The following is a 23059-nucleotide window of genomic DNA, read 5'->3' as shown; positions in this document are numbered from 1 at the left end:
ACTCGAGCCCTTGATTCTTAAGTAAATTATACAACTATGCTACGTATTTAGTAAAATTTGATTTTATTATATATATCACTTCACGTATTATTTAAACTAATATTAAACTTTGTTTAAGTATCTCTCCCACAGCCTTTGGAGCATTATTTCTTTGATTCTTAGGTTTGGTGAAGCCGTTCGTCAAGACTCTTTTAATTTATATAGTAGATTACTTCCCAATTGCTATAACCTATATTTACCAGAATAATAATCTCAATTTTGCATATTCTATTTTTGTAAAGGTTGTATCATTGGATGCATATCTTTTAATAGTAATATTTGCTGTCAATAAACAGTTTTAATGTTGCCGTGATATTGATACAGTTGATACAATCTTTATGCCAGGGATGAAAATCCCTGGTTTTTTTACTTACTAGTATATATCTTCTATACTTATTTGAATCCGGTTATTAAAAAAAATTACTTGATAACTAAAACTTGTATTTACTTCTAAATGTTATTTTTACATCTAATTCTTGAGGCATATTTTTACCACTTATACACGCAAAAGAGCTACATTTAAACAATAAATGTAGCTCTTTTTAACTTATTCTGTATATTGCAAATTTGTTTTAGCGTATTGATTATTTGGATTTAGTTCTAACGCTTTATTATAGCTCTCTTTAGCCTTAGCTAAATCATTTTTTCTTACATAATTATTTCCTAAAATATTATATCCATCAGATTTCTCAATATTATCTTTTTCTTTAGATAAGAAAGTATTTAGTACGCTAATAGACTCATCATATCTTCCTAGGTCGCTATATACGAATCCTAGTGAGTAGTATGTTGCTGCGAACTCCTTATTATATTTTAAAGATTCATTCAATACCATAGCAGCTTGATTTAAGTCTTTAGATTTACCTTTTCCTTCTGAATACATATATGCTAAGTGATTCAATTCTTTTGCAACTATTTCTTTTCCATTTTCTTTACCTCTATATACCTTCCATGCGTCATTATCATTTACAACATTTCTTTTATAGTTAACTGCTTCTTCTTTGTTCTCAGCAAAATCTTGAATCTTTTCTGTAATATTAAATTCTACAACATTTTTAAATTTTAAACCGTCTAACTCTTTATCTTTATATTCATTAGACTTTTCTACTTTAAAATCCTTTAATTGACTAGTTTCCTTTGAAACGCTTTGCCACTTAATGAAATCTTCTTTAGAAAAATTCTTTTTACTTGCCTCTGACAATTTATCATAAGCACCTTCTATATTGCCATCTTTAATATTTTGGTAATAATCTTTCATAACCTGTGATGGATCTCCTTTAGGAGCGCAACCAACTAGCATAAATGTAAAGATAACAATGAATATACTAATTAATACTTTTTTCATACAAATCCCCCCTACAGAACCATATTATAGCATAAAAGCAACTTGCATGACAAGCACTGGGAAAATAGAAGTTTTTTATTGAATTATCTTTTTTCTTTCTTTGTTTTTCTATTTTACATATATCCAAAAGATTTTCTTAATCTAGTACTTGAAAATGAACACTTGTAGCACTAACTAATAGAACTTTATTATCAAATGAAAAGGCACTAGTATTTCTACTAATGCCTTTGTCGAATATATTTAATTGTAAGGTTGGTAATTGGCTATAATTTTTATATTTTGATGCTCAGCTTTACCCTCACGTTTATAGTAACATCAAATTATGTAATATGAGTTATCTTCATGTTAAGACTTTGTAAAAAATAAGCACCAGCATTTTCGCCAGTGCTTTATTAATTATGTATTTTTAAAGGGGACCATTAATGTTTCTTATAAGTTTGGATAACTTAGGATAACTATTATTATAAATACTAATTGTTACATTAATATGTCATTACTGTTAAATAACTATATACTTTTTTAATAACTTGTAAATAATAAGCACTCAGACCTCCCTATTCTGTATATACTTTCAAAACTTATCTGTGTGTCAGTTAAGAAATCATTCAGCGAAAATTTATATATCTAAATTCATTCACATTTTTACTCATAATTTTTCAAGTGTAACATTATGGTTAAAATAAGCATATACTATGTATGTATAAATTAACTTGGAGGAGTCTTAATGCCAAAGCATTCTCACAGTTACTCAGGTACCACAACATACAATCAAGGTCATATTCACCATTACGGTGGAGTCACTTCTAAAGCACAAACTGGAGTACCTCATAATCATGGCATGAAGGGTATTACAACTTTTAATGACGGTCATGAACACGGATATGTTACTGAAACAAGTCCTGCAATCGATCTACCAGATGGGCGTCATTATCATTACTTTAGAACTAGGGTAGAACTTGAAGATGGTCATATTCACTATATGAGCGGATATACAAGCGCTGATTAATTCAAGGAAATATTACATTGCCACGACAAAGTAGCTGCCCTCTTTTATGGCAGCTACTTTTTTACCTGTATGCTACTTCCCATGCCAAGAATACAGAATTTTTATTCTTGGCTTGAACGCTCATGCTACTCATATTATAGTACCACCATCTCATCTATTGTTTATTTTAAAAACGAAAAAAGAGCCGATTAAGGCTCTACATGAACAAACCTATTAATATACCCATAATAATAATTGCAAATACAGTTAACGCTATAGTCTCCGCATTACTTCCTGATGAAGTATCATAATCCTCGTCCAATACTTCAATTGCTTGATCAATGTTTTCATCTTTATTTGATTGTTCTTGGGATGTTAAGTCTGTCATTTATCTACACCTCCACAATTAACTTTGTACCTAAATTAAAATCCTTATTATAATGGATTTGCATATAGGAGTCTGTGATCTAAGGTGCCTATTGACTCAATTAAAATCAACCATTAACAAAACTTATTATCTAATAATATTATATTATATTTTTTAAATATTGTTAATATTCATTTTATTTATTTTGAATAATTGTTTAGTTTATTAGTATCTCGCAAAATAATAGGCACCAGTATTTCTACCAGTGCCTATATGAATATATTATTGAATAAAAAGGGATCGCAGCTATTTCCTCTAAGCTTTATTAGCTTAGGACAATTTCTATTATAAATGTTTAATGTTACATTACTGTGACAATTTTATTACATTCATAATTTATTTTAAAGTAAATCAGCACTCAGATTTCTCCAAGTGCTTTACTATTGTCATGGGTTGTAACCTCTTCAGTGGGACCATTTAGTTTAATAACCAGGCCTCGCTTTATATCCATTATATAACAAATACAAGTAGACTAGACTAATCCTGAATTATTTCTCAATTTTTTGATTACCAATCTGAAGATCCTGAATCTGATGATCCACTATCCCATGATCCAGAGTCACTAGATGATCCCCAATCAGAACTTCCACTTGATAGGCCCCAATCTCCACTGCTTAATTTATTTTCATCATCATTACTTGTATAGCTAGGTGTTGTATCTAGCTGCCTATCATCCATAATCCTATTTTCCTCGTAATGAGAATGATGCTCGTGGTGATTATTCAGCATTTCATTTACTAACATTCCTTCTACAAAGCCATTCATATTATTACCGTTATTTATTACTGTTGTATTATGTACTACCCGTGAATTTGGATCATTATAATTAGTATGTCTCGGTTCTTCATTGTATGTATATGTAGATGAATTATTTGACTTATAAGTATTTTCTTCCATATCAGCTGATTTGAATTTATTGCTAGAAGAATCATTTAAATTGTGTCTTCCAGCAAATTCTCTAACCCTTTTATCAGATTTACGCTTAATATAATATATAAATCCTACCACAGCAATAATTAAGATTATTACCAATATTATTGATGAAGCATGACTTTTTTTAGGCTCCACTGTTTTGCTATATCTATCAGTTTTAACAACAGCTTCGCCAGTCTTAACAGCTTTTGTTGTTATATCTTGATCTATAGCTTGCCCTACTTTCAAAATACCTGTATTAAAGTCATTACTCTTAAAATAACTATCAGGTAAATTTGCTATTCTATCTAACTCTGCCCGATTAAATACATCATTTAACCCTTTGCCAACTATAAATTTATTCTTATGTTCTTTTACAGCAACCACAAAAATAGCATATTTATCTGTAGATGTTTCTTTATTAGCTATTTCTATAGCCATATCATCTATGTTTTTACCATTTAAGGACTTAAGTACATATATTTTTACCTGTGCTTTAGTATTCTTTTCTAACTTAGCAAAATTATCATTAGTTTTACTTATAATACCAGAACTTAATACATTTGCTTCATCATTTACATAGTTTCCTACAGCAGATACATTAAAAGACAATAATACCAATACTATAAGTAATATAATTCTTGTTAAAATTAGATTGGTTTTTGTTTTCATTTTTCTTCCTCCATACTTCCATTCTATAAATCTTTTAGTGCTGATAAATTATACTGCATATCCTAAATTTATTCTTATATTTATTTTATTCTAGTATTAGTCTATAATATCCTTCTCTTTTATTTAATAATTCTCTCTTAATCTTATCTACGCCTTTAGTTATTTTCTGTTCTGCACAGCTTGATTCACTAGGAGCGGCTTATTGAATTTCATATAGCTCTGTATCCTTGATAAATATCTTGCTAGATTTTCTTTCTCTTTTATCTATTTTTAGCACCATAGTTTACATACCTATTAATTATTTTTATTTAGTTTGTAACATAAATTCTACATAGTTCATACTATATATCGCACAACAGATAAAAATAATCCTAGCCATATATTCTCTCCCAAAACTTGGTAGACTTAAAATAGATATTGCGTAGACGGGCTCTTGTAGCCTGTCTATTTTTTATAACTCATACATCTTTAAGAGATATACCTCTTCCTAAAAACACTAATGCAATAATTTAGCGAGCTAAAACTCTAAAAATTTGTACACTTTTATAAACTTTTCTCGAATATGGTCGAAAATTAATTATATTCATTTTTAGGAGGTATTATTTGTATGAAATGGTTTAATGATTTTAAAATCGCTAAAAAATTAATATTCACTTTTACTTTAATTTCATTATTTATAGGTATAGTAGGTTTTATAGGTCTTTATAATATGTCAAGAATAAATTCAAATTCCGTTTCTATGTATAAAATAGATTTGATGGGTGTAAAAACTATAGGAGAACTAAAGCAAAACATTTTGCAAATCCATACAGATGTATTATCATTAGTATATGATAAAGATGTTGATGAAATTCAAATCCTTGAAAACGAAATCAATCAATTAAAAGATAAAAATGATAAACTTCTTTCCGATTACCAAAGTACTATTACAACAGAACAAGATAAAGAAATGTATTCACAATTTACTAAACTTCTTCAGGATTACAGAACAGCTAGAGAAGAGATTGTAAAATCGGTAAAAGCTAACAAATATGATGAGGCGCTAGCTGATTTTCATAAAGCCGATGTAATAAGAATTAAGATGACTGAAGTTCTAAATAAATATGTTGATTTTAATATGGGTTTAGCTCAAAAAGATTATGAAAAAAATAATTCCATATATAGAACATCTTTTATCACTGTGATCACCGTAATTATATTTGGCTTATTTACGGCAATTGTACTAGGTCTTATAATTGCTTCTATAATCTCAAAACAGTTGAAACAGGTAGTAATATTTGCTGAAGCTCTTGGATCAGGTGATTTAACCCAAACAATACATATTGATTCTAAAGATGAAATAGGCGACCTCGCTAAATCATTAAATAATGCAAGTAACAATGTGAGAGGTTTGATCTCAGATATAATTGTCAGCGCTAGCGATATAAGTGCTACAAGTGAGGAATTGTCAGCTACGACTGAAGAAATTTCATCAAATATGGAATCAGTAAATGAATCAACAGAGCAAATAGTACAAGGTTCGCAAGACTTAGGTGCTGCCACAGAAGAAATCAGTGCTTCAACAGAAGAGATAAGTTCAACAACAGATGACCTTGCAAACAAATCAACCAATTCAGCTGTTTCAGTAAGAGATATTAGAAAACGTGCTATTGACATAAAAGCCAGAGCGGAAAAAGAAATAGCTATTGGAAACAAGACCTATAGCGAAAAACATGACAATATTATAAGAGCTATAGAAGAAGGTAAAATAGTTGAAGAAATAAAAGTAATGGCAGATACCATAGCAAATATATCAGAGCATACTAATCTTCTAGCTTTAAATGCAGCAATAGAAGCTGCTAGAGCTGGTGAGCAGGGTAAAGGATTTGCTGTAGTGGCAGATGAAGTTAGAAAACTTGCCGAGCAATCATCTTACGCTGTTACACAAATTCAGGACATGGTTAAACAGGTTAAATCAGCCTTTGACAACTTATCAAATAGCGGAACACAAATACTTGATTATATTACAAACAATGTAAAACCAAGCTATGAATTATTATTAAACACAGGAATTCAGTATGAAAATGATTCGGAATTTATTAGTAATATGTCTGAAGATATAGCAGCAGCAGCAACACAAATTAGCGAAACAATAAAGCAAGTGTCTAGCAGCATTGAAAGTATGTCAGCAGTATCAGAAGAATCTGTATCTAGCTCTGAAGAAATATCAAATAGTATAAATGAGATAACAATGGCTGTTGATGAAGTATCAAAATCTGCCCAAGCGCAAGCTGAGCTTGCACAAAAGCTTAATAATATGGTACAAAAATTTAAGGTTTAAATTATTTTTAGATTTTAATAAATTCAATGGTGGATTTAGCATAGATAAAAGCTGAAACTCTAATTATATAAATTTAACAAATATAACTGTAGTTTAGGCTACAGTTATATTTGTCCCACTCCTTTTTATTCACATAATGAAAAATATCTTTTCTGTTTCTCTAATATTCTCTTCGCCATTACCTTCTGCATTATATTTTATACAGTATCCATTTACATGTGCTTAACTCGTATTTAATTTCAAATAACTTTTGTGCTCCATTAATACAGCCTTGGCAGTTAAAAATAAGCATATGATTACCTGCTAGCTTCTCTTTATTCCTGGTAATAACCTTATCTATTTTTATAATAATAGTCTCATCTTTTTCCCCATCTAACCTAAATCTTACGGGATTAGGCACTCCGTTTTTATCGAACCATGCTACCATATCTATTGATCTTGCAACTACTTTCATATACTATCTCCTTATAAAATACTTGACATAATAGGATAGTTTTCGGATTCTATACCACCAGTAGTAGGATGAATCCCTGAGTGTAAAAAAGTACCTCTTGTAACAGAGTTATTACCATACTTTAAACGAATAGAATCCATAGCCTTATCAATAGACCTATTCTTTTCTAAATTAGGATCATCAAAAATAGATGACTGGCAAAAATCATTGCTACACAATTCACTAACTGATACTCCTAAACTTCTTAAAGGTTTATGTTTCCAACACTCATCAAATAATTGGAAACATACTCTCGAAACTATTTTAGTAGAATCTGTTGGACAATATAACTTTATTTGATGTGAGTAGCTGATGAAGTCTGCGTCTCTAAGATATATAGCAACTAACTTACAACAGTTTTGTGATTTTCTAAGTCGCATTCCTACTGTTTCAGCAAGGGATAGTAGAATTTTATGTGCAGTTTCTTTATCTTTCACATCAAAAGGCAATGTGATTGAATTTCCAATACTTTTCACTTCAACTTTGTTACTTTTTCTTACTTCACTATTATCTATGCCATTTGCATAATTCCAGATCATAACTCCATGGCTTTTAAATATATTCTTTATAATATTTAAATCGTAGTTTGCTAAATCACCTATTGTGAATATATTTAGCTTATTCAACTTAGGAAGTGTAGCTCTGCCAACAAAAAACAAATCTTCTACCGGAAGACGCCACATCTTACTTTTTATTTCTTCAGGAAATAGTGTATGAACTTTATCTGGTTTCTTAAAATCTGATGCCATTTTTGCGAGTAGTTTGTTATTAGAGATACCTATATTTACAGTAAATCCAAGCTCTCTTTTAACACGCTCTCTTATATCATTGGCTAGTTTTATAATGTCAGTATATATATGCTCCATATTAGTAAAATCTAAAAAGCATTCATCTATAGAATATCTTTGTATTATGGGAGTGTAATCTTTTAATATTTCCACCAATGAATCACTACACTGCAGATATAGATTGTGGCGTGGTGGTACTACAACTAATTCAGGACATTTCTGTCTTGCTGTAAATAAAGGTTCTCCAGTTTTGATATTAAACTTTTTAGCAGCGATAGATTTTGCTAACACAATTCCGTGTCTACTTTCTTCATTTCCACCTACTACAGAGGAAATTTCTCTTAAATCAATTTTTTCTCCTTGTTGTAATCTGTACGCTGCTTCCCATGATAAGAATGCAGAATTTACATCAATGTGAAAAATAATTTTTTTATTACTATTCATAAGTTTCACCCTGTTTCTAGTATTGTCCTTTATGCTTTATTATATACGAACATATGTTTGTAGTCAATCCAATTATTGGATAAAAAGAATCTTAGGGCTCCTACTATTATTTACAACATTGCTTAATATCTTTTATCCTTTTATCAATTTTCTTATTTTAAACTTTACTTCTTGCTTTTCACCACAACAAAAAAAGCTCTAGAATAAATCTAGAACTTAATTTAAATGTTATGGATGGCAAACTCTGCATGGTCCATATCTCATATTTTCCGCTTCTTCTCTGCTTACAGTAGACTTAACCTGTCTACAGATAGTAACAAATTCCTTTATTGGTAATAGTAAAAATTGTATACTTATATTGATACATAAAATCATATTTGTAGAACATTACAAAACTAATATTATTATACACAAGGAGGAAAACTATGGATAAGGACATTTTATTTTCAAAATTTCCCCTCATCCAAACAAATGAAATTACTCTCAGAAAAATAGAAAAATCTGATTTGGATGACCTTTACTCGATATACAGTAATGAAAACTTATTCAAATATAGACCGGGAGAAGTAAAAAAGAATAAGTCTACAGTCGAAAATATGATTTCTCATTTTGAAAGAGATTTTAGTAAAAAGAAAACCATATTTCTTGCAATTTGTTTGAATGCGGATTTGGAAAGAGTCATTGGGGTTGCTGAAATATTTGATTTTGATGCAAAAGTAAATATGGCTACTATTGGATACACTTTAAGCGAAGATCATTGGGGGAATGGTTTTGCTACTAAAACAGTAGAGGCCTTACGTGATTATTTGTTAAATACTATCGGGATAAATAGAGTACAAGCCTTTGTTATGCCTAATAATATTAAGTCAAAAAATGTGTTAGAAAGAAATAAATTTACAAAGGAAGGAACCATAAGACAAGGGACAGTTTGGACAGGAAAAGGCACTATTGATTTAGATTTGTATTCATTTTTAAAATCAGATTTATAGTTCAAAAATAACATACATCTGATATTGCTGCTTTATGTGATCCAATTGAAAGCATTAGCCAGAAGCTAAATCTAGAAAATAAACCAGTCAAGGTTGAAAGTAAGATTTGTCTTATGGAACTTTGTCCATAAGACAAACCGATAATCTTTGTAAAAGTTTTTTTTAATTCATTCCTCCAAAATTCTTGTAAATTAAAAGAGAGCCTCTTCAGCTCTCCAATTTTATTTTAAAATCTTACTCCAATCTTTCTGCCTTATAACACCATCAGGATTGCCCCAAATACCTTCTTTCTTTTGCCATTCTTTAACCTTTTGAACTGTGTTAGGATCAAATACACCACTCTTAGGCGTAATTCCTATAAACCATTGTATAAACCTAGTCGCAACTATATTGGCTATCCACCCTGCTCCTATAGTCGGCATTTTAATGACTACATTCAACGCATCTGTAAGCTGAGAATCAATATTTTCACTGTCTGGCAACCCTACCACATATCTAAATTGTTTTATTGCTGCTTTGGTTTTGACATCTAATACACCAGTGGCATTAACTTCACCAGTAGCTAGGCAACTAACTCTTTGCAAGTCATGTTGTACGGATCTTACGAAGTCATAGTTATTATTTGATTGTACTGATTGTCCTGATAAAATAGAATCTTTTATATCTTGTAGCGGGTAATTAGTCCCAGGACAGGACGTTTGAAAGCATTCTTTGTGTCCATATACATTTTTAATTCCATATTTATTTTTAATATATATTCCAAGTTCTATAAGCGATTGTTTTTGTGATGCTGGCATAGTTTCTGTCATATAGTCACCTTCAGCACATATTCCTATAGAATGATTGTTCATTCCTGGACAATGAGACCCAATAGCATCTTCTGGCCTTCCTCTATAGATACTGCCATCTTTCCTAACAAAGAAATGATAGCCACATCCGGCCCATCCGTTATCCAAGTGCCATTGGTGTATTTCCTCAATAGTACATGATTTAGCTTCCGCATGGTGCTCTACAATACTATCTGGTTTATTTCCATAAGATATATTACTTCTAAACTGTAAATCGCTTTCTATTATATTCATGAAAATCTACCTCCTAAACAGACTATGCTTTTTTACGTAAAACGTTAAAATTTATTTAAACACCTTAGCTTGAATTACATAAAACAATGTACCTCTTGCATAAAAACATACAAAATTAAGGGACTATTGCTAGTCCCTGTTTGTCATTATAATATATGTATATTTAAAATTCATAATGGTGATACATGCTAATTATAAAAATCTCTTACTAAATTCTTTTAAATTTTGCAAGTTATCATTAACATTTTCAATAGTTGCACTTATTTCCTCAATAGATGCTGCTTGCTCTTCGCTTACAGTTGCTGATTCACCAATTGCTTTAGTAATGTTATTTACCGATGAATTCATCTCTTCGATAATATCTCTTATAGTAGTAACAGATTCCTTACTTTGTTTTGCAAGCTTCCTAATTTCACTTGACACAACATTAAATCCTCTTCCTTGTTCACCAGCTCTAGCAGACTCAATGGCTGCATTTAATCCTAGCAGATTTATTTTATCAGCAATACCTTTAATAATTTCCAGCGCTTCTGAAGTCTTTTTTGAAGTTTCCATTGTAGCCTGAGCTAACTTAATCGCACTTTGCCCGGACTTAGCAAGTTCTGAAGCCGCATCTGCTAGTTCACCCACACCACCTGATACTTGTGTTATTGATTGAGATAATTCACTTATACTACTTACCATCTGATTAGAATTTTCCATGTCAATTCCATTACTAATTGTTCCGATGATCTGTCCTTTTGAATTCTTTATAGGTGTTACTATAACTTTTATAGCTTTGCCTAATACATTTGCTGGTATATTTCCTTTTTGGATTTTACCGCTATTTAGAGAATCTTTTACTGTTTCAACTACTTCAGTACCATATTTGACTTGTAAATCAAATCCTTCAGCAGGTTCATAATAAATGTATTTTTCCTTATCTGATAATCCAAATGCTGTATCATCTCTTGAAAGATCGTTTAAATATGGTAAAACAACAGAAAATGACCTTAAAATTTCCTCATCACTTAACTCTTCACTAAAGTATTTATTATAATCCATAAACACAGCCTCCATTCAGCAAATTGTTTTAAAACTTTATATTTTTCTACATATTATTCATTATATTGGTATAATATGTATTGTTCAAGTATTTATAATAAAAATCTGTTGCTACTTTTAGTAATATTTGTTTTGATAGCACGTATTTCTAGCGCTAAAAAAATCCCATACTCTTCGTCATACTTATGCAGCCTTACAGCAGAAATAAAAAAGCTATAACCTTTCATAAGTATTTATATCTAAAAATAACTTCGGTGTACAGATAGTGTAAAAGATATTACCCCATTAATATCACCTAAATCTTTAATGTGTTTAGAAGTACTCTTAAGTAGTAAGTCTTTTATTTTGTTTAAAAAAGATCTTTATGTCCAGATTTATAATGAAGTGATGTTATTGAAAAGTTATATAAGAATAGATGTACTTTTGACTATAGCTTGTATTTTTATCGTGGGAGTTATTTGTGGAATAATATTTTAGGATAAAGAAAAGCCCCTAAGGGCTTAATTGTTGGATTAAATTTGCTTTAAATTAATTAATAGGTGTTAATCGATTAGTAATTAAATCCTGCTTATAAGCCTTTCCTGTGCTTACTTCAACATAATACCACCCTCTTGTAGCAGCATGACTTCCCATATTATCATAAACATGGATGTAATAATACTCTGATCCGTTCTTGTTTTCAATGTTTTCACATTGGACCACTGTTTTAGGACCCTTGTCGGTAATTTTATCTGAAATTATCTTAATGGCTTGCTCTTGAGTTACTGCTCTGTTATTAGCATTAGCTGCAGCAGTCTTTTCCTGTTCTTCATTGGCTTTTTTCTCTTGTTCTGCTTTAGCTACATCACTTTTTAATTTTTGAGCATCTGCATTATTAGAATCTATTTTTAAAACTTCAGCTATATACTTATAAGCATCCCCATAATTACCACTTTTAATTGAGTTGTTTGCTAACTGTACATTTTGCGTTGTATATTGTTTCTTACATTCATTTATGCTTTTCTGCGCATTATTATATAACTTATCATCTTCTTTAGTTACTTTCTTGAACTGCTCCATAGCCTCTAAATATTTTTTATCATTCATTAAGCTTATACCCTTATCATAGGAACTCTTAACTTCTTTTAAATTTTCAGCTAATTTTATATTACTCTTTATACTAATGTCTTCTTTATAAGATAATGATTGGTTAAATAGTGCAATCGCTTTATCATATTCGCCTGAATTCATATAATTATTAGCTGTAGTTATTAAATTTTTATATTCTTGCGCCTTATGATATTTATAGGCACCAAGTCCTGCTCCAATAAATCCTATCACTGCTATTGCAATTATAATTGATATCCTTTTTACCTTATCCTTGCTTAACATAAGATATCCCCCTTATGATGATTAATAAAATGCTAACATTTAAATTATATTCTACAATTTTACATAAAATCCTTTATTTTTATTATTTCAACAAATAAAAGAGCCTACATCCAATTAATGTAAACTCATATTCTATAGTAAAATTTCGATGTAGTATCTCGAATATATAAGTCTATTAGCATATCACCGGTCTATTGCTATTTACTATTTTATATTCACTTCTAAATTTCTATATAATGTTCTGTTTTTATAGAATATAAGAGTTATTGACTTTAATAAGTGATTTATCGTTTTCAAAGAGAATAAAAGTTGATATAATGAAATTAGAGGTGATTCAAAGATGGCAATGGGAGAAAAAATAAGAGAAATACGTGTAAACATGGGATTAACTCAACAAGGATTTGCAGATAAGCTAGGATTAGATGAAAAGTCTGGGTATAAAGTTGTGTCTAAATGGGAAACCGACATAAACAAACCAAGTGTTGAAACTCTAAAAAAAATTTCAGATGTTACTGGTAGAAAAATTTCATACTTTACTGAAAGCGAAGAAGAAGAAAATGTTACTGAAAAGAAGAGTGTTATAGACGAATTCCTTGATAGATTGATTGAGCAAGACATTGTCAAAGATGCCAACAACCTTAGTGACGATGTTACTAACATGATTTTAAATGTGGTTAAAAGTGATTTGCAACTACGAAAGTTAAAGAAAAAAGAGCAGTAATAAATTTAAAGAAAGGGGTTATACCATTGAACTGTAAGGATTGTGAATTTAAAAGATGCTTAATGCGTACAGATAAGGAGTTCGATACCTGTCCGGTTGATGTTGCAAAACAAAAATATGCAAATGAGAAAGAAAAGCAACAACAAAAATAAATCTAAGGGAAATGCTATTAAGTAGTATTTTCCTTTATTTGCATTGGTAAAAACTATATAATTATATTAATATATAAAGTCATATTCGTAAGAAACTGCGAAACATGTATAAATAAATTATACGCAATGAATGGAGTACAAAAGGAAATGGATGCTAATATTCTTATTAGTTTATTAAAGTATATGGCAATAAGTGTTTTTATTTTTATTATTATAATCCTTGTATTAATCAACTTATATCCTCTTTTGCTTTATAAGTCTCCTGCAACAAAATTGAAACGGGATAGATTTGATGTGATAATTATTTTAGGCTTTCCTGCATTACAGGACGGGAAGCCTTCTCCGATAATGAGAGAAAGAGTTATAAAAGCAGTTGAATTATTTAATAAGGGATACGCTAATAACATTATATGTTCAGGTGGGGGAGTCTATAATAAATATATTGAAGCAGATATTATGGCTAATTTCGCAGAATCATTAGGTATTCCAAATAGTTGTTTGATTAAAGAGGATAAATCAAGAAATACATATCAAAATATACAAAATTCAATAAAGATAATGGTAGATAAAAATTGGTCATCAGCAATGGTAGTAACTTCTCCCTGGCATTTAAGACGTTCTAACTATTTTTTATCAAAATTCAATATTACATATCAAATGGAGAAATCTGACTATCCAAGAGAATTCTCTTATCTTTATATTATTACTATATATATGTGGGAGAATTATGTAATGACCAAAACTAAAATAAAAAGACACTAATACTATACTGTTTCGCAACTTTCCTATAATGTGAAGTAAAGGGAGGAATTATGAAAATGAATAGTATTATTTTTGATTTAGATGGGACTTTGTGGGATTCTTCAAGTAGTGTTATAGATTCTTGGAATAAAACATTGGACAAATATGATGAAGTAAAAAATAGATTAACAGTTGATGATATGAAGGGAGTTATGGGATTAGTAATAAGTGATATTGCAAAAATTTTCTTTCCATACTTAGAAGTTGATAAGAGACTTGAAATAATGAAAAATTGTTGTAAGAATGAATGCGAATATTTAGCAAAGCACGGAGCTATCTTATATGATAAATTAGAGGAAACTTTAGAGGAATTATCAAAGAATCACAATCTGTTTATTGTTAGTAACTGTCAATGTGGATATATAGAATCATTTTTTGAATCTCATAAATTAAATAAATACTTTATAGACTATGAAAACTCAGGTAGAACAGGGTTAACTAAAGGTGAAAATATAAAATTAATAATAGAAAGAAATAACTTAAGCAATTCAGTGTATGTTGGAGATACTGAGGGAGACTTAAATGCAGCAAGATTTGCTGGTATACCTTTTATTTATGCCAGATATGGCTTTGGACAGGTTAAGGAATATGATTATGTTATTGATAGTTTTGATGAACTTTTAAAATTGATATAAAAGTCAAGTACATAACATATAAAGTTAGCGAGCCCTACACTCTTGATTAAAAGAATGTAGGACTGTTTATTGCCATAATAAAATTCCAATGTGGAATAGAGGATATTTATGTATCTATAGTTTATACAGTTATAAAATAATTATTACAGAAGCCATATAAAACTATTAAACCAGTGTTTAACTTAGCGCACCTAAATTTTGATAATAAAGAGGATATTCTAATGAAATTAAATAAAATTCATCATATAGCTATTATTTGTTCAGATTATAAAAAATCTAAGGATTTTTATGTTAACATTTTGGGTTTAAAAATCATTAAGGAAACATATAGAAAAAAAATGGAATCACATAAGTTGGATTTAGCTCTTGGCCAGGATTACCAAATAGAATTATTTTCTTTTCCTCGTTCACCCGAAAGACTAAGTTATCCAGAAGCAAGAGGCCTAAGGCACTTAGCTTTTGAGGTGGATAATATTGAGGAAATAATAAAAGAGTTATCCCAAAAAACATAATTATTGAGCCTATTAGAATTGATGAAATTACCGAAAAAAAATTCACTTTCTTTAGTGACCCAGATGATTTACCTATAGAGTTATATGAAAAGTAGATCAATTTTCTCAACAACCAAAGTCTATACCTATGTTTTGTGATAAATTAGGTACAAGCTTAAGATATCTAATTTTTTCATCCGTAGAGGATAATCCTTCAAATACATGGACCTTTTTATTTTTTAACTCCTCTGGGAAAACTTTATAAGTCATTTTGATGTGTGAATTTGGTACTGTTTCTATACCCCAGTATTTAACACATGCAATTCCTTTATCTTTTATAGATTCTGCTAATTCTTTTGCATTATCTTCACTTATCATAATTTTCATCTTCCCTCATATATAGTTAATTTCTTTATTCTTGCTACCAGCCATTATCTCCCTCCTACTCATATAATAAAACTTTCTACATCGACCTTAAAATTCCTTCTTAGATAAAAGCAAAAATCCCCAGGCCTAAGCCCGGGGTAAATTACTTATTCTCCTTAACTACCTGTCTAGCAGTAGATTGTCCAAAGTAAAAAGCAATAACCAAGCTGAATACCGTTAGATATTGATCTGCTGTAACTTTTCCAACGATAGCAAGAAAACAAAATACTATAAGTAAGTAATAGAGCTATAATCTTTTTAATTTGTAGTAATTCCTTCATATGTTATCATCTCCTATTTTAAAATCTTACTCCAATCTTTCGGTCTTATTACAGCATCTGGATCACTCCAAATTCCTTCTTTCTTTTGCCATTCTTTAACCTTTTGTATTGTGTTAGAATCAAATACACCACTTTTAGGTGTAATCCCTATAAACCATTGCATAAACCTAGTCGCAACTACGTTTGCTATCCACCCTTATCCTATAGTCGGCATCTTAGTGATTGCATTCAACGCATCTATAAGCTGAGAATCAATATTTTCACTATCTGGTAACTCTACTACATATCTAAACTGTTTTATTGCTGCTTTAGTTTTTATATCTAATACACCAGTGGCATTAACTTCACCAGTAGCTAGGCAACTAACTCTTTGTAAGTCATGTTGTATTGATTTAATAAAGTCAAAATTACTATTATCCACCTGAGCTGTTTGCCCGGTGAGTCCTTGAACTATAGCTGAGGCTATAACTTCAGTTCCTAATTTATTGTATAAGCCCGCATCACTTTGAGTATCTACAAAACATACTTCTATAAGAATTGCTACAGGTTTACTATGCCTTATTACATATAAACTACTACCATCTTTTACACCACGATTTACAAATCCCAGTGCCACCAAAGCTTTTACCACATTAGAGGCTAAAGCGTTTCCCTCAGCGCTCATGGCAAATACTTCACTGCCTTTTCCGCCTCCTGCATTCAAATGTATAAAAAATTAATAAAAAAAGAGCTTGGATTATTCTTCCAAACTCTTTTTTTATTAATTTTTTATCTTGCTTCACGAGTTATTAAAACTTTTTCATTGTTATCACTTACTAAAACAATAAGATTCTCATTTAAATCTTTAAGTTCTTCATAAGCGCTATCTGGATTATGCACAAAATTGATAATAGTTTTTCCTATTTTTCTTGCCATAACTCTATCTTTAGTTATATTACTTTTGACAACAACTTCTTCTGCATAAGCAAAAGCATCTGAAGTTGTCATAGGGTTATTTTTTATAGTTTTACATAAATTTTCAATATCTCTATTGCTTAAAATTCCATAAGTTGAATAATTCTTAAAGCCTGATTGTCCCATAGCTAAACTAAAATTACCATTTCCATCAGTTAATATTAAATATGCATTTTCTACTGAACTTTCACTAAACCATGTTTCTGGAAATATTGAATGATATGATGAACCACCATAAGTTCTTACTGATAAATCTGATAAGCTATATGAAATATTATTTGCAATGTTTCTACTTACTCCATTTTCAATTAAAACATTTCTAATTCCATCAGCAGTAGGTGTCTCCTTATTCTGCAAACTTTTCCTTATATATCTTTCTACATTTGATATTGTCTTGCTACTCAACTCACAATAAACTGAATATTTCTGATTAACAGGTATTATAGATCTTATATTACTTTCTGATTTTACATTATTTTTTGTGGTTGTAGAATTTTGTGTAGGTTGAAGTGATTTAGTTGGTGCTGCTTTAGCAGTCGCTCCAAAAGCTAAACTACTTGCAGCAATAATTGAAAGAGCCATTAAACTTGATAATAATTTTTTTAATTTCATTTTATTTCTCCCCCATCATATGTTTTATATTGCGCATATTTACTGTTCTTGTAGATTTTTTTACCACTTAAACTGTAAATTTACAAATATCTACAGCACCAATGATAGTATAGACACCTAAAGAAGACAACCCTATTGTCGTGAACTATGCTTTTTTTATCATAAAGTAGCTAAATTGGTAAAATAATTATTTTCCGCACTAAAATAGACTTTTTACGATATATGAATAATGATATTTATATTAAACTTAATTTTTCATTCAGCATTTATATTTGTACAAAATAAAAAGAGCTTGGTTACTCCAAACTCTCTATGGAATCTATTTCATATACTTCTCAACTACTAAATCTAAGTTTTTTAAAAATTCTTCTTCCTTTTGGGTTAGTTCCTCTTTATCTAATAACTCTTTTCCGAGTTCTAGGCAACTTTTCATAAATTTGTTCATTAGTTCATCCATAGTTTACCTCCTAACAGAATTAATCACCCATGCCAAAAAATTCAGTCAAATGAACTCCTAATGCTTTAATTTCTAGTCTATCAGGCGTTATTCTTAAACTTCCTCCATCTAATACATAGGCTTCTTTATTGTATTCTCCATATGCAATTGCACATAAATAGTCGGTTCCTTCATCTGTAGTATCAACATAAGCTTTAATAGATGTAAATAGAGGGTTACCCTTATCATCTCTTGATATATCTGTATACGTCTTGAAGCTGCTGTATAACCTTCCCTTAAGATCTATAGGTTCCTGTTGATAGTTAGCACTAGCTATATCTTCTCCCATAGCTTTAACTTTATTTTTATAGCTTTTATAGCTTAATACTTCTGCACATAACATTTGTTTTTTCTCTATATCAATCAGTGCTTTCATAGATATATGTTTAACTTTTATTCCCTGCTCTTTGTAATATTCTAAAGCTCTACCAGCTAAATCACCACTTGCCCACCTTGTCATTATAATAATTATTTTTCCGCCTTCTTCTAAACGTGATAGCATGGTATTAGTAAGCCAATCCCAATGTTTCTCAAGTACTGCTTCATTATAAGCTTCTTCTGCATTTTTAATAAGGTCGTCTATAATCATTAAAGAGCATCCAAAACCAGTTGCAGTTCCTATGAGTGAAGTTGCTAGATAGTTATTATATCCACCTTCTAAAGACCATAGGTTCATAGCTCCATCTCCACGTTTAATTGCTACTCCTGAAAATACATCACTAAATACTGGTTTATATTTATCGGCCTTTTCTTCTTGTATAGAATTTCTAACATTCTTAGAAAACATAGTTAATAAAGTTTCATTGTATGAACCTGTCATAATCTTTTCAGACTGACTCTTTCCTAATACCCACTCAACAAATAAACCTGCTGTTCTAGATTTTCCATGTCTAGGAGGCTCATTAACAATTAGTACTTCATCATCACCTTCATAAAATTCCTGTAGATCATTACATAAGTCAACTAAGTATTTTCTATTAGATTTATAAAAATCAGGTGCTTTTAAATTACAATAAAAAAAGAACTCACGTCTTGTAAGTTCTATCTTTGCCCCTAACTGTATTAACTTTTTATCCATCATCTTCACTAGCTAATTTTAATAGCTGTTCCTTTGTAAGCCCTTCAAATGGATTCTTAGTATTTATTCCACCACTATGCTGTACTTCCTGCTTATCTCTCCACTTCTCAGGCTTCCTATTCTTTAGCCAGAAAATCTGAGCTATAGTGCCTGGAGCAACTTCTTTCCTAACAGTCTTTACAACTATCATCTTATAGCAAGGAAACCCATGAATATCAGTTACTATCTGACCTTTATCATCCTTTATTACAGTTCTTTCCCTTGTAACTTCTTGATACTCATATCCTAGAGCTCTTTTAAATAAAGCATTTTCCACTTCAAAGTCAATTACTTCTTTTCCCTTTTTTAGGGCGTTCGCAAACTCCGTATGTTCCTTTTTATATTTATAAAATGCAGTTTTACCTATCTCTAAGTTATGTGCTATTTGTTCATCAGTGAGCCCTTCTCGTCCCCACCCCTCAACAAGAATTAACTTTTCTTTGACATCTTCCCATTTTGATTTAGCTATTGGGCTCACCTCCTTTGTTAATGAATAAAGACGCCTAAGTCCTAAGACCTAAACGCCAGTTAATATATGTTTGTACTTAACACGCTATTTATTATACCATTTATAAGCTATTATTGTGCTTTTAATATTGCAGTTATCAAATTAAGAATCGATGTGCCAACTACTAAACCCTTAGTTCCCACCCATGACATTAACTCTCTTAATCTAAACCACTTTCTATTTCTAGGTTCGCCACTTTCGTGAACAACTTTTATCTCATCTATTCTTTCTAATATTTCTTTAATTTCTTCTTCTCCTAGAGTTTCATCATTTTCGATTTTTTGTCTAGTTTCATCAAATAATACATTTAAATCTATTGTGTTAGTATTTGTGTTAGTATTTGTATTAGCATTATTATTGTCATTAGTATTATTAATTTGAATATTACCATTTGCTTGCCCATTGTTAACTACACATCCGTTACCTAAAAAAAGTTCCAGTTTTCTTTTCATCTTTTCTATATCCCCTAAATAATCTACAGGACTACTATAATGATAAGAGTAAAAATCTAAGTTGTTCCTTATGCCTGGAATGTAATCGGAATATGCTCCAAGTAAAATTTCTAATAATTTCTTAGCTTCTCCTATATCTTTCTTTTCAAGAACTTGTTGACATCGCTCTATGTCTGACATGGTTTCCTTTTTAATAAGTATCATTTCTCAACCTCCAATTTTAGAATACATTATAAATAACTTCTATGTTAAAAGGAGGTTTCCTTCAAAAAGTCGAATTATTTATATTACCTTGTTGAATATTATAACATTTATTCTATTTATTTCTTAAATTTAATTGATGTACGTCAATAGTTTTGATGTAGCATAATTGTAGGGAGGTGATAAACATGAAAAAGAAGAAGTCGAAAGGGTCGGATAAAAAAGCTATAATCCAGTTGGTAACTGCAATAACGAACTTGATTATAGCTTTGATAAACCTAATAATCTTCATGCTGAGGGCTAACAAATAGCCCTCCCCTTAAAACTTCTTCTTCCTTAATAATATCATAATTAAAATATTATTAAAAGGAGTGTTACTATGAAAAATATTCAAAAGATAACTCTAGCAATAATTAGTATAACCATAGTTATTATTTTAATAACATTAGTTCTAACGCTTAGAAAGTAGGTGCTTATATGTTTAGTTTTAATTCTAAAGAAGAGTTAGCTCAGTTTATTGCTTCGGAGGTTGTAGATACTTCAAAAGCAGCCGAACTCCTTCAATGCAGCAGGCAAAACCTTAACGATCTTGTCAAAAGAGGTAAGTTAACCCCTATACGTAGCTTATCTAAAACTAAAATATTCTTTAAAGAAGACATACTTGCACGTTTAAAATAGGGTGGATTGTTTCTACCCTATTTTTTTATCTCTGTTCAATAGCTCCACGCCTATTTCTTCTATAACTTCTTTGCTTCATGCATTCCTTAAGACTATCTGTGGTCTTTTCCTTATTCACTCTTTTACTACTGCAATAAGGACATGTTAGATATCTATCCTTAGCCATTTTATCTACATCTTCTGATAGTAATACAAATTCTAATTTACATGTTTTACATTTATAACTCGTATAGATATTTAACATATTCTTCACCTACTTTTAACAATATATAGTATATGTTATTCACACTATCCACAATATGTTGTGTATAACTTTTTGAAACGAAAATAAGCACCAGTATTTCTACCAGTGCTTATTTTATATATAATAAGGGGGACTATTATGCATTAAAAGCATTATTTCTTCCTCTAAGCTTTATTAGCTTAGGACAATTATTATTATAAATGTCAATTGTTACATCCTTGTGTCATTATTGTTAAATAATCATATACTTCTTTAACAACTTGTAAAATAATAAGCACCTGGAGTTAACCAAGTGCCTTATTTCTTATATTACTTATTTCTATTTACTATATTCATCTACTTCAAAAGATGATATTTTATCAAATACTACATATTCAGTTTTCTTTGTAAATGGTTGTAAACTATCTGTTTTATCAAATGTATAACATGGGCTTCCATTACTTCCACTGGATCTACTGTTGTACCAACTTATAAAGTCATTTACTTTAGCCATACTTACTGTATATGATTTTACATTTCCATTTGTCATAGTTATAGTTAATATTGCATTTCCTGTCTCAGTTGGTTTATTAGCTGTTGCAGAAGCTTCATTTGACGGAGTACCTTCTTGGCCATTAATTATAGGTGTAACTATATAGTAATAAGTTTTTCCTGCTTCTACATCTCTGTCATTACAAGTATTTTCTATAACATTTGAGGCTATTGTTGTATATCCACTTCCTTGAGTAGTTGACTTTTTAATATTATATCCTGTAGCTCCTTCGACCTTGTCCCAGTTTAATGTTATAGCTTGATTTGTAGTATTTGCTACTGCTGTTAAAGTTGTATAATCATATGGTAATAATTTTCCTGCATCATCTATATCTATTGCATCTAAATCAATGATAGTTCCTTGTACATTATTTATTATTTGAACAGTATGAATTCCATCATTCAAATTTGGTTTTTCAAATAATAATATTTGTGCTCCTGTATTTGCCTTTGACTGCGAATAACTACCAATTTTAACTCCATCTATGTTAACTTGAATATTATCTGAGCGATTAGATAGAGTATAGAATGCTATAATCCTTAATTTAGTACCTTTAAATTTAAATTTAATTATTCCACTTCCATTATGATAGGTTTTATTATAGCAGCTAGGTGAAATATTTGTATTATCATTATTATGAGCGCTCCAAACGCCACCTATATATTATATTTTAGAATCTGTATCATCAATTCTTTGCCACCCAGCTTCTGGTGAAGTTAATTGCTGTCCTATAGTTGCAGCATAAACATTAGTATGTCCCAAAACTCCAAACATTAGAGCCATCGCGAATACTAATCCTATTTTACAAATAAAACTTTTATAAAATTTTTTCATTTCTTTTCTCCTG

Annotated in this window: 28 protein-coding genes and 1 pseudogene; 10 read left to right on the top strand and 19 right to left on the bottom strand. The window is 30.1% G+C overall.

What is annotated here, in order from left to right; translation table 11 throughout:
- Nucleotides 1–586: 586 nt before the first annotated feature.
- Nucleotides 587–1384 (bottom strand): tetratricopeptide repeat protein, encoded by a 798-nt coding sequence (locus tag RCG18_RS18055; RefSeq protein WP_308037414.1) that lies wholly within the window; start codon nt 1382–1384, stop codon nt 587–589.
- A 724-nt stretch (nt 1385–2108) separates the two neighbouring features.
- Here RCG18_RS18055 and RCG18_RS18050 point away from each other — a divergent pair.
- Nucleotides 2109–2390, top strand: coding sequence for a YmaF family protein (locus RCG18_RS18050; RefSeq protein ID WP_308037413.1), 282 nt, complete (start codon nt 2109–2111; stop codon nt 2388–2390).
- 196 nt (nt 2391–2586) lie between these two features.
- On the opposite strand, the gene RCG18_RS18045 is transcribed toward RCG18_RS18050, so the two are convergent.
- Both RCG18_RS18045 and RCG18_RS18040 read right to left on the bottom strand, forming a co-directional pair.
- Nucleotides 2587–2757 (bottom strand): hypothetical protein, encoded by a 171-nt coding sequence (locus RCG18_RS18045; protein WP_308037412.1) that lies wholly within the window; start codon nt 2755–2757, stop codon nt 2587–2589.
- Between the two features lie 546 nt (nt 2758–3303).
- Entirely contained in the window at nt 3304–4380 is a 1077-nt protein-coding gene (locus RCG18_RS18040; RefSeq protein WP_308037411.1) for a TPM domain-containing protein, read from the bottom strand.
- 607 nt (nt 4381–4987) lie between these two features.
- Here RCG18_RS18040 and RCG18_RS18035 point away from each other — a divergent pair.
- Complete coding sequence (locus tag RCG18_RS18035; RefSeq protein ID WP_308037410.1) at nt 4988–6700, top strand: methyl-accepting chemotaxis protein; 1713 nt, start codon at nt 4988–4990, stop codon at nt 6698–6700.
- Nucleotides 6701–6890: 190 nt separating this feature from the next.
- Here the strand turns inward: RCG18_RS18035 and RCG18_RS18030 are convergent, their stop codons facing one another.
- Together RCG18_RS18030 and RCG18_RS18025 are read right to left on the bottom strand one after the other, a co-directional pair.
- On the bottom strand, nt 6891–7154 hold the full coding sequence (locus tag RCG18_RS18030) for a hypothetical protein (protein WP_308037409.1): 264 nt from the start codon (nt 7152–7154) through the stop codon (nt 6891–6893).
- A gap of 11 nt (nt 7155–7165) precedes the next feature.
- Nucleotides 7166–8425: a DNA polymerase IV gene (locus tag RCG18_RS18025; protein WP_308037408.1), complete on the bottom strand. Its 1260-nt coding sequence runs from the start codon at nt 8423–8425 to the stop codon at nt 7166–7168.
- A 425-nt stretch (nt 8426–8850) separates the two neighbouring features.
- Between RCG18_RS18025 and RCG18_RS18020 the strand changes: the two genes are divergently transcribed.
- Nucleotides 8851–9414 carry a GNAT family protein gene (locus RCG18_RS18020; protein WP_308037407.1) on the top strand — a complete coding sequence of 188 codons (564 nt, stop codon included), beginning with the start codon at nt 8851–8853 and terminating at the stop codon, nt 9412–9414.
- A gap of 221 nt (nt 9415–9635) precedes the next feature.
- On the opposite strand, the gene RCG18_RS18015 is transcribed toward RCG18_RS18020, so the two are convergent.
- From RCG18_RS18015 to RCG18_RS18005, 3 genes are all read right to left on the bottom strand, one after another.
- A complete protein-coding gene (locus tag RCG18_RS18015; RefSeq protein ID WP_308037406.1) occupies nt 9636–10496 on the bottom strand; it encodes an N-acetylmuramoyl-L-alanine amidase in 861 nt (286 codons plus the stop codon).
- Between the two features lie 192 nt (nt 10497–10688).
- Nucleotides 10689–11540 carry a methyl-accepting chemotaxis protein gene (locus RCG18_RS18010; RefSeq protein ID WP_308037405.1) on the bottom strand — a complete coding sequence of 284 codons (852 nt, stop codon included), beginning with the start codon at nt 11538–11540 and terminating at the stop codon, nt 10689–10691.
- 528 nt (nt 11541–12068) lie between these two features.
- Nucleotides 12069–12911, bottom strand: coding sequence for a tetratricopeptide repeat protein (locus tag RCG18_RS18005; RefSeq protein WP_308037404.1), 843 nt, complete (start codon nt 12909–12911; stop codon nt 12069–12071).
- Between the two features lie 340 nt (nt 12912–13251).
- Between RCG18_RS18005 and RCG18_RS18000 the strand changes: the two genes are divergently transcribed.
- The 5 genes and pseudogenes from RCG18_RS18000 to RCG18_RS17980 all read left to right on the top strand — a co-directional run bounded on the left by RCG18_RS18000 (nt 13252) and on the right by RCG18_RS17980 (nt 15827).
- On the top strand, nt 13252–13632 hold the full coding sequence (locus tag RCG18_RS18000; protein ID WP_308037403.1) for a helix-turn-helix transcriptional regulator: 381 nt from the start codon (nt 13252–13254) through the stop codon (nt 13630–13632).
- A 26-nt stretch (nt 13633–13658) separates the two neighbouring features.
- Entirely contained in the window at nt 13659–13784 is a 126-nt protein-coding gene (locus RCG18_RS17995) for a hypothetical protein (protein ID WP_308037402.1), read from the top strand.
- Nucleotides 13785–13910: 126 nt separating this feature from the next.
- A complete protein-coding gene (locus tag RCG18_RS17990; RefSeq protein WP_308037401.1) occupies nt 13911–14546 on the top strand; it encodes a YdcF family protein in 636 nt (211 codons plus the stop codon).
- Nucleotides 14547–14596: 50 nt separating this feature from the next.
- Nucleotides 14597–15220, top strand: a complete 624-nt coding sequence (locus RCG18_RS17985; RefSeq protein WP_308037400.1) for an HAD family hydrolase — start codon at nt 14597–14599, stop codon at nt 15218–15220.
- Between the two features lie 221 nt (nt 15221–15441).
- Nucleotides 15442–15827 (top strand): annotated as a pseudogene (locus RCG18_RS17980) (VOC family protein).
- Nucleotides 15828–15837: 10 nt separating this feature from the next.
- Here the strand turns inward: RCG18_RS17980 and RCG18_RS17975 are convergent.
- The 8 genes from RCG18_RS17975 to RCG18_RS17940 all read right to left on the bottom strand — a co-directional run bounded on the left by RCG18_RS17975 (nt 15838) and on the right by RCG18_RS17940 (nt 20761).
- Nucleotides 15838–16098 (bottom strand): hypothetical protein, encoded by a 261-nt coding sequence (locus RCG18_RS17975; RefSeq protein ID WP_308037399.1) that lies wholly within the window; start codon nt 16096–16098, stop codon nt 15838–15840.
- Nucleotides 16099–16431: 333 nt separating this feature from the next.
- The gene (locus RCG18_RS17970) at nt 16432–16581 is read right to left on the bottom strand and encodes a hypothetical protein (RefSeq protein WP_308037398.1); all 150 of its coding nucleotides are present in this window, start codon (nt 16579–16581) and stop codon (nt 16432–16434) included.
- 33 nt (nt 16582–16614) lie between these two features.
- Nucleotides 16615–17121: an N-acetylmuramoyl-L-alanine amidase gene (locus tag RCG18_RS17965; RefSeq protein WP_308037397.1), complete on the bottom strand. Its 507-nt coding sequence runs from the start codon at nt 17119–17121 to the stop codon at nt 16615–16617.
- Between the two features lie 65 nt (nt 17122–17186).
- A complete protein-coding gene (locus tag RCG18_RS17960; RefSeq protein ID WP_308037396.1) occupies nt 17187–17984 on the bottom strand; it encodes a hypothetical protein in 798 nt (265 codons plus the stop codon).
- Between the two features lie 319 nt (nt 17985–18303).
- Nucleotides 18304–18441 (bottom strand): hypothetical protein, encoded by a 138-nt coding sequence (locus RCG18_RS17955; protein WP_308037395.1) that lies wholly within the window; start codon nt 18439–18441, stop codon nt 18304–18306.
- A gap of 19 nt (nt 18442–18460) precedes the next feature.
- A complete protein-coding gene (locus tag RCG18_RS17950; protein WP_374118929.1) occupies nt 18461–19561 on the bottom strand; it encodes a terminase in 1101 nt (366 codons plus the stop codon).
- The gene (locus tag RCG18_RS17945) at nt 19551–20066 is read right to left on the bottom strand and encodes a transposase (protein ID WP_308042056.1); all 516 of its coding nucleotides are present in this window, start codon (nt 20064–20066) and stop codon (nt 19551–19553) included. Before RCG18_RS17945 ends, RCG18_RS17950 begins: the two co-directional genes overlap by 11 nt.
- 110 nt (nt 20067–20176) lie before the next feature.
- Nucleotides 20177–20761 (bottom strand): hypothetical protein, encoded by a 585-nt coding sequence (locus RCG18_RS17940; protein ID WP_308037394.1) that lies wholly within the window; start codon nt 20759–20761, stop codon nt 20177–20179.
- A 185-nt stretch (nt 20762–20946) separates the two neighbouring features.
- Between RCG18_RS17940 and RCG18_RS17935 the strand changes: the two genes are divergently transcribed.
- Nucleotides 20947–21069, top strand: coding sequence for a hypothetical protein (locus RCG18_RS17935; RefSeq protein ID WP_308037393.1), 123 nt, complete (start codon nt 20947–20949; stop codon nt 21067–21069).
- 166 nt (nt 21070–21235) lie between these two features.
- Nucleotides 21236–21436 (top strand): helix-turn-helix domain-containing protein, encoded by a 201-nt coding sequence (locus RCG18_RS17930; RefSeq protein ID WP_308037392.1) that lies wholly within the window; start codon nt 21236–21238, stop codon nt 21434–21436.
- A gap of 25 nt (nt 21437–21461) precedes the next feature.
- Here RCG18_RS17930 and RCG18_RS17925 read toward each other — a convergent pair whose 3' ends face one another.
- The 3 genes from RCG18_RS17925 to RCG18_RS17915 all read right to left on the bottom strand — a co-directional run bounded on the left by RCG18_RS17925 (nt 21462) and on the right by RCG18_RS17915 (nt 23046).
- Nucleotides 21462–21680, bottom strand: a complete 219-nt coding sequence (locus tag RCG18_RS17925; RefSeq protein WP_308037391.1) for a hypothetical protein — start codon at nt 21678–21680, stop codon at nt 21462–21464.
- 319 nt (nt 21681–21999) lie between these two features.
- Entirely contained in the window at nt 22000–22617 is a 618-nt protein-coding gene (locus tag RCG18_RS17920; RefSeq protein ID WP_308037390.1) for a fibronectin type III domain-containing protein, read from the bottom strand.
- A 258-nt stretch (nt 22618–22875) separates the two neighbouring features.
- Complete coding sequence (locus tag RCG18_RS17915) at nt 22876–23046, bottom strand: hypothetical protein (RefSeq protein ID WP_308037389.1); 171 nt, start codon at nt 23044–23046, stop codon at nt 22876–22878.
- Between the last annotated feature and the right edge of the window lie 13 nt (nt 23047–23059).

This window comes from Clostridium sp. OS1-26 (genome assembly GCF_030915445.1).
Lineage (GTDB): Bacteria > Bacillota > Clostridia > Clostridiales > Clostridiaceae > Clostridium_AM.
This window is presented reverse-complemented; position numbering and strand designations above follow the sequence as displayed.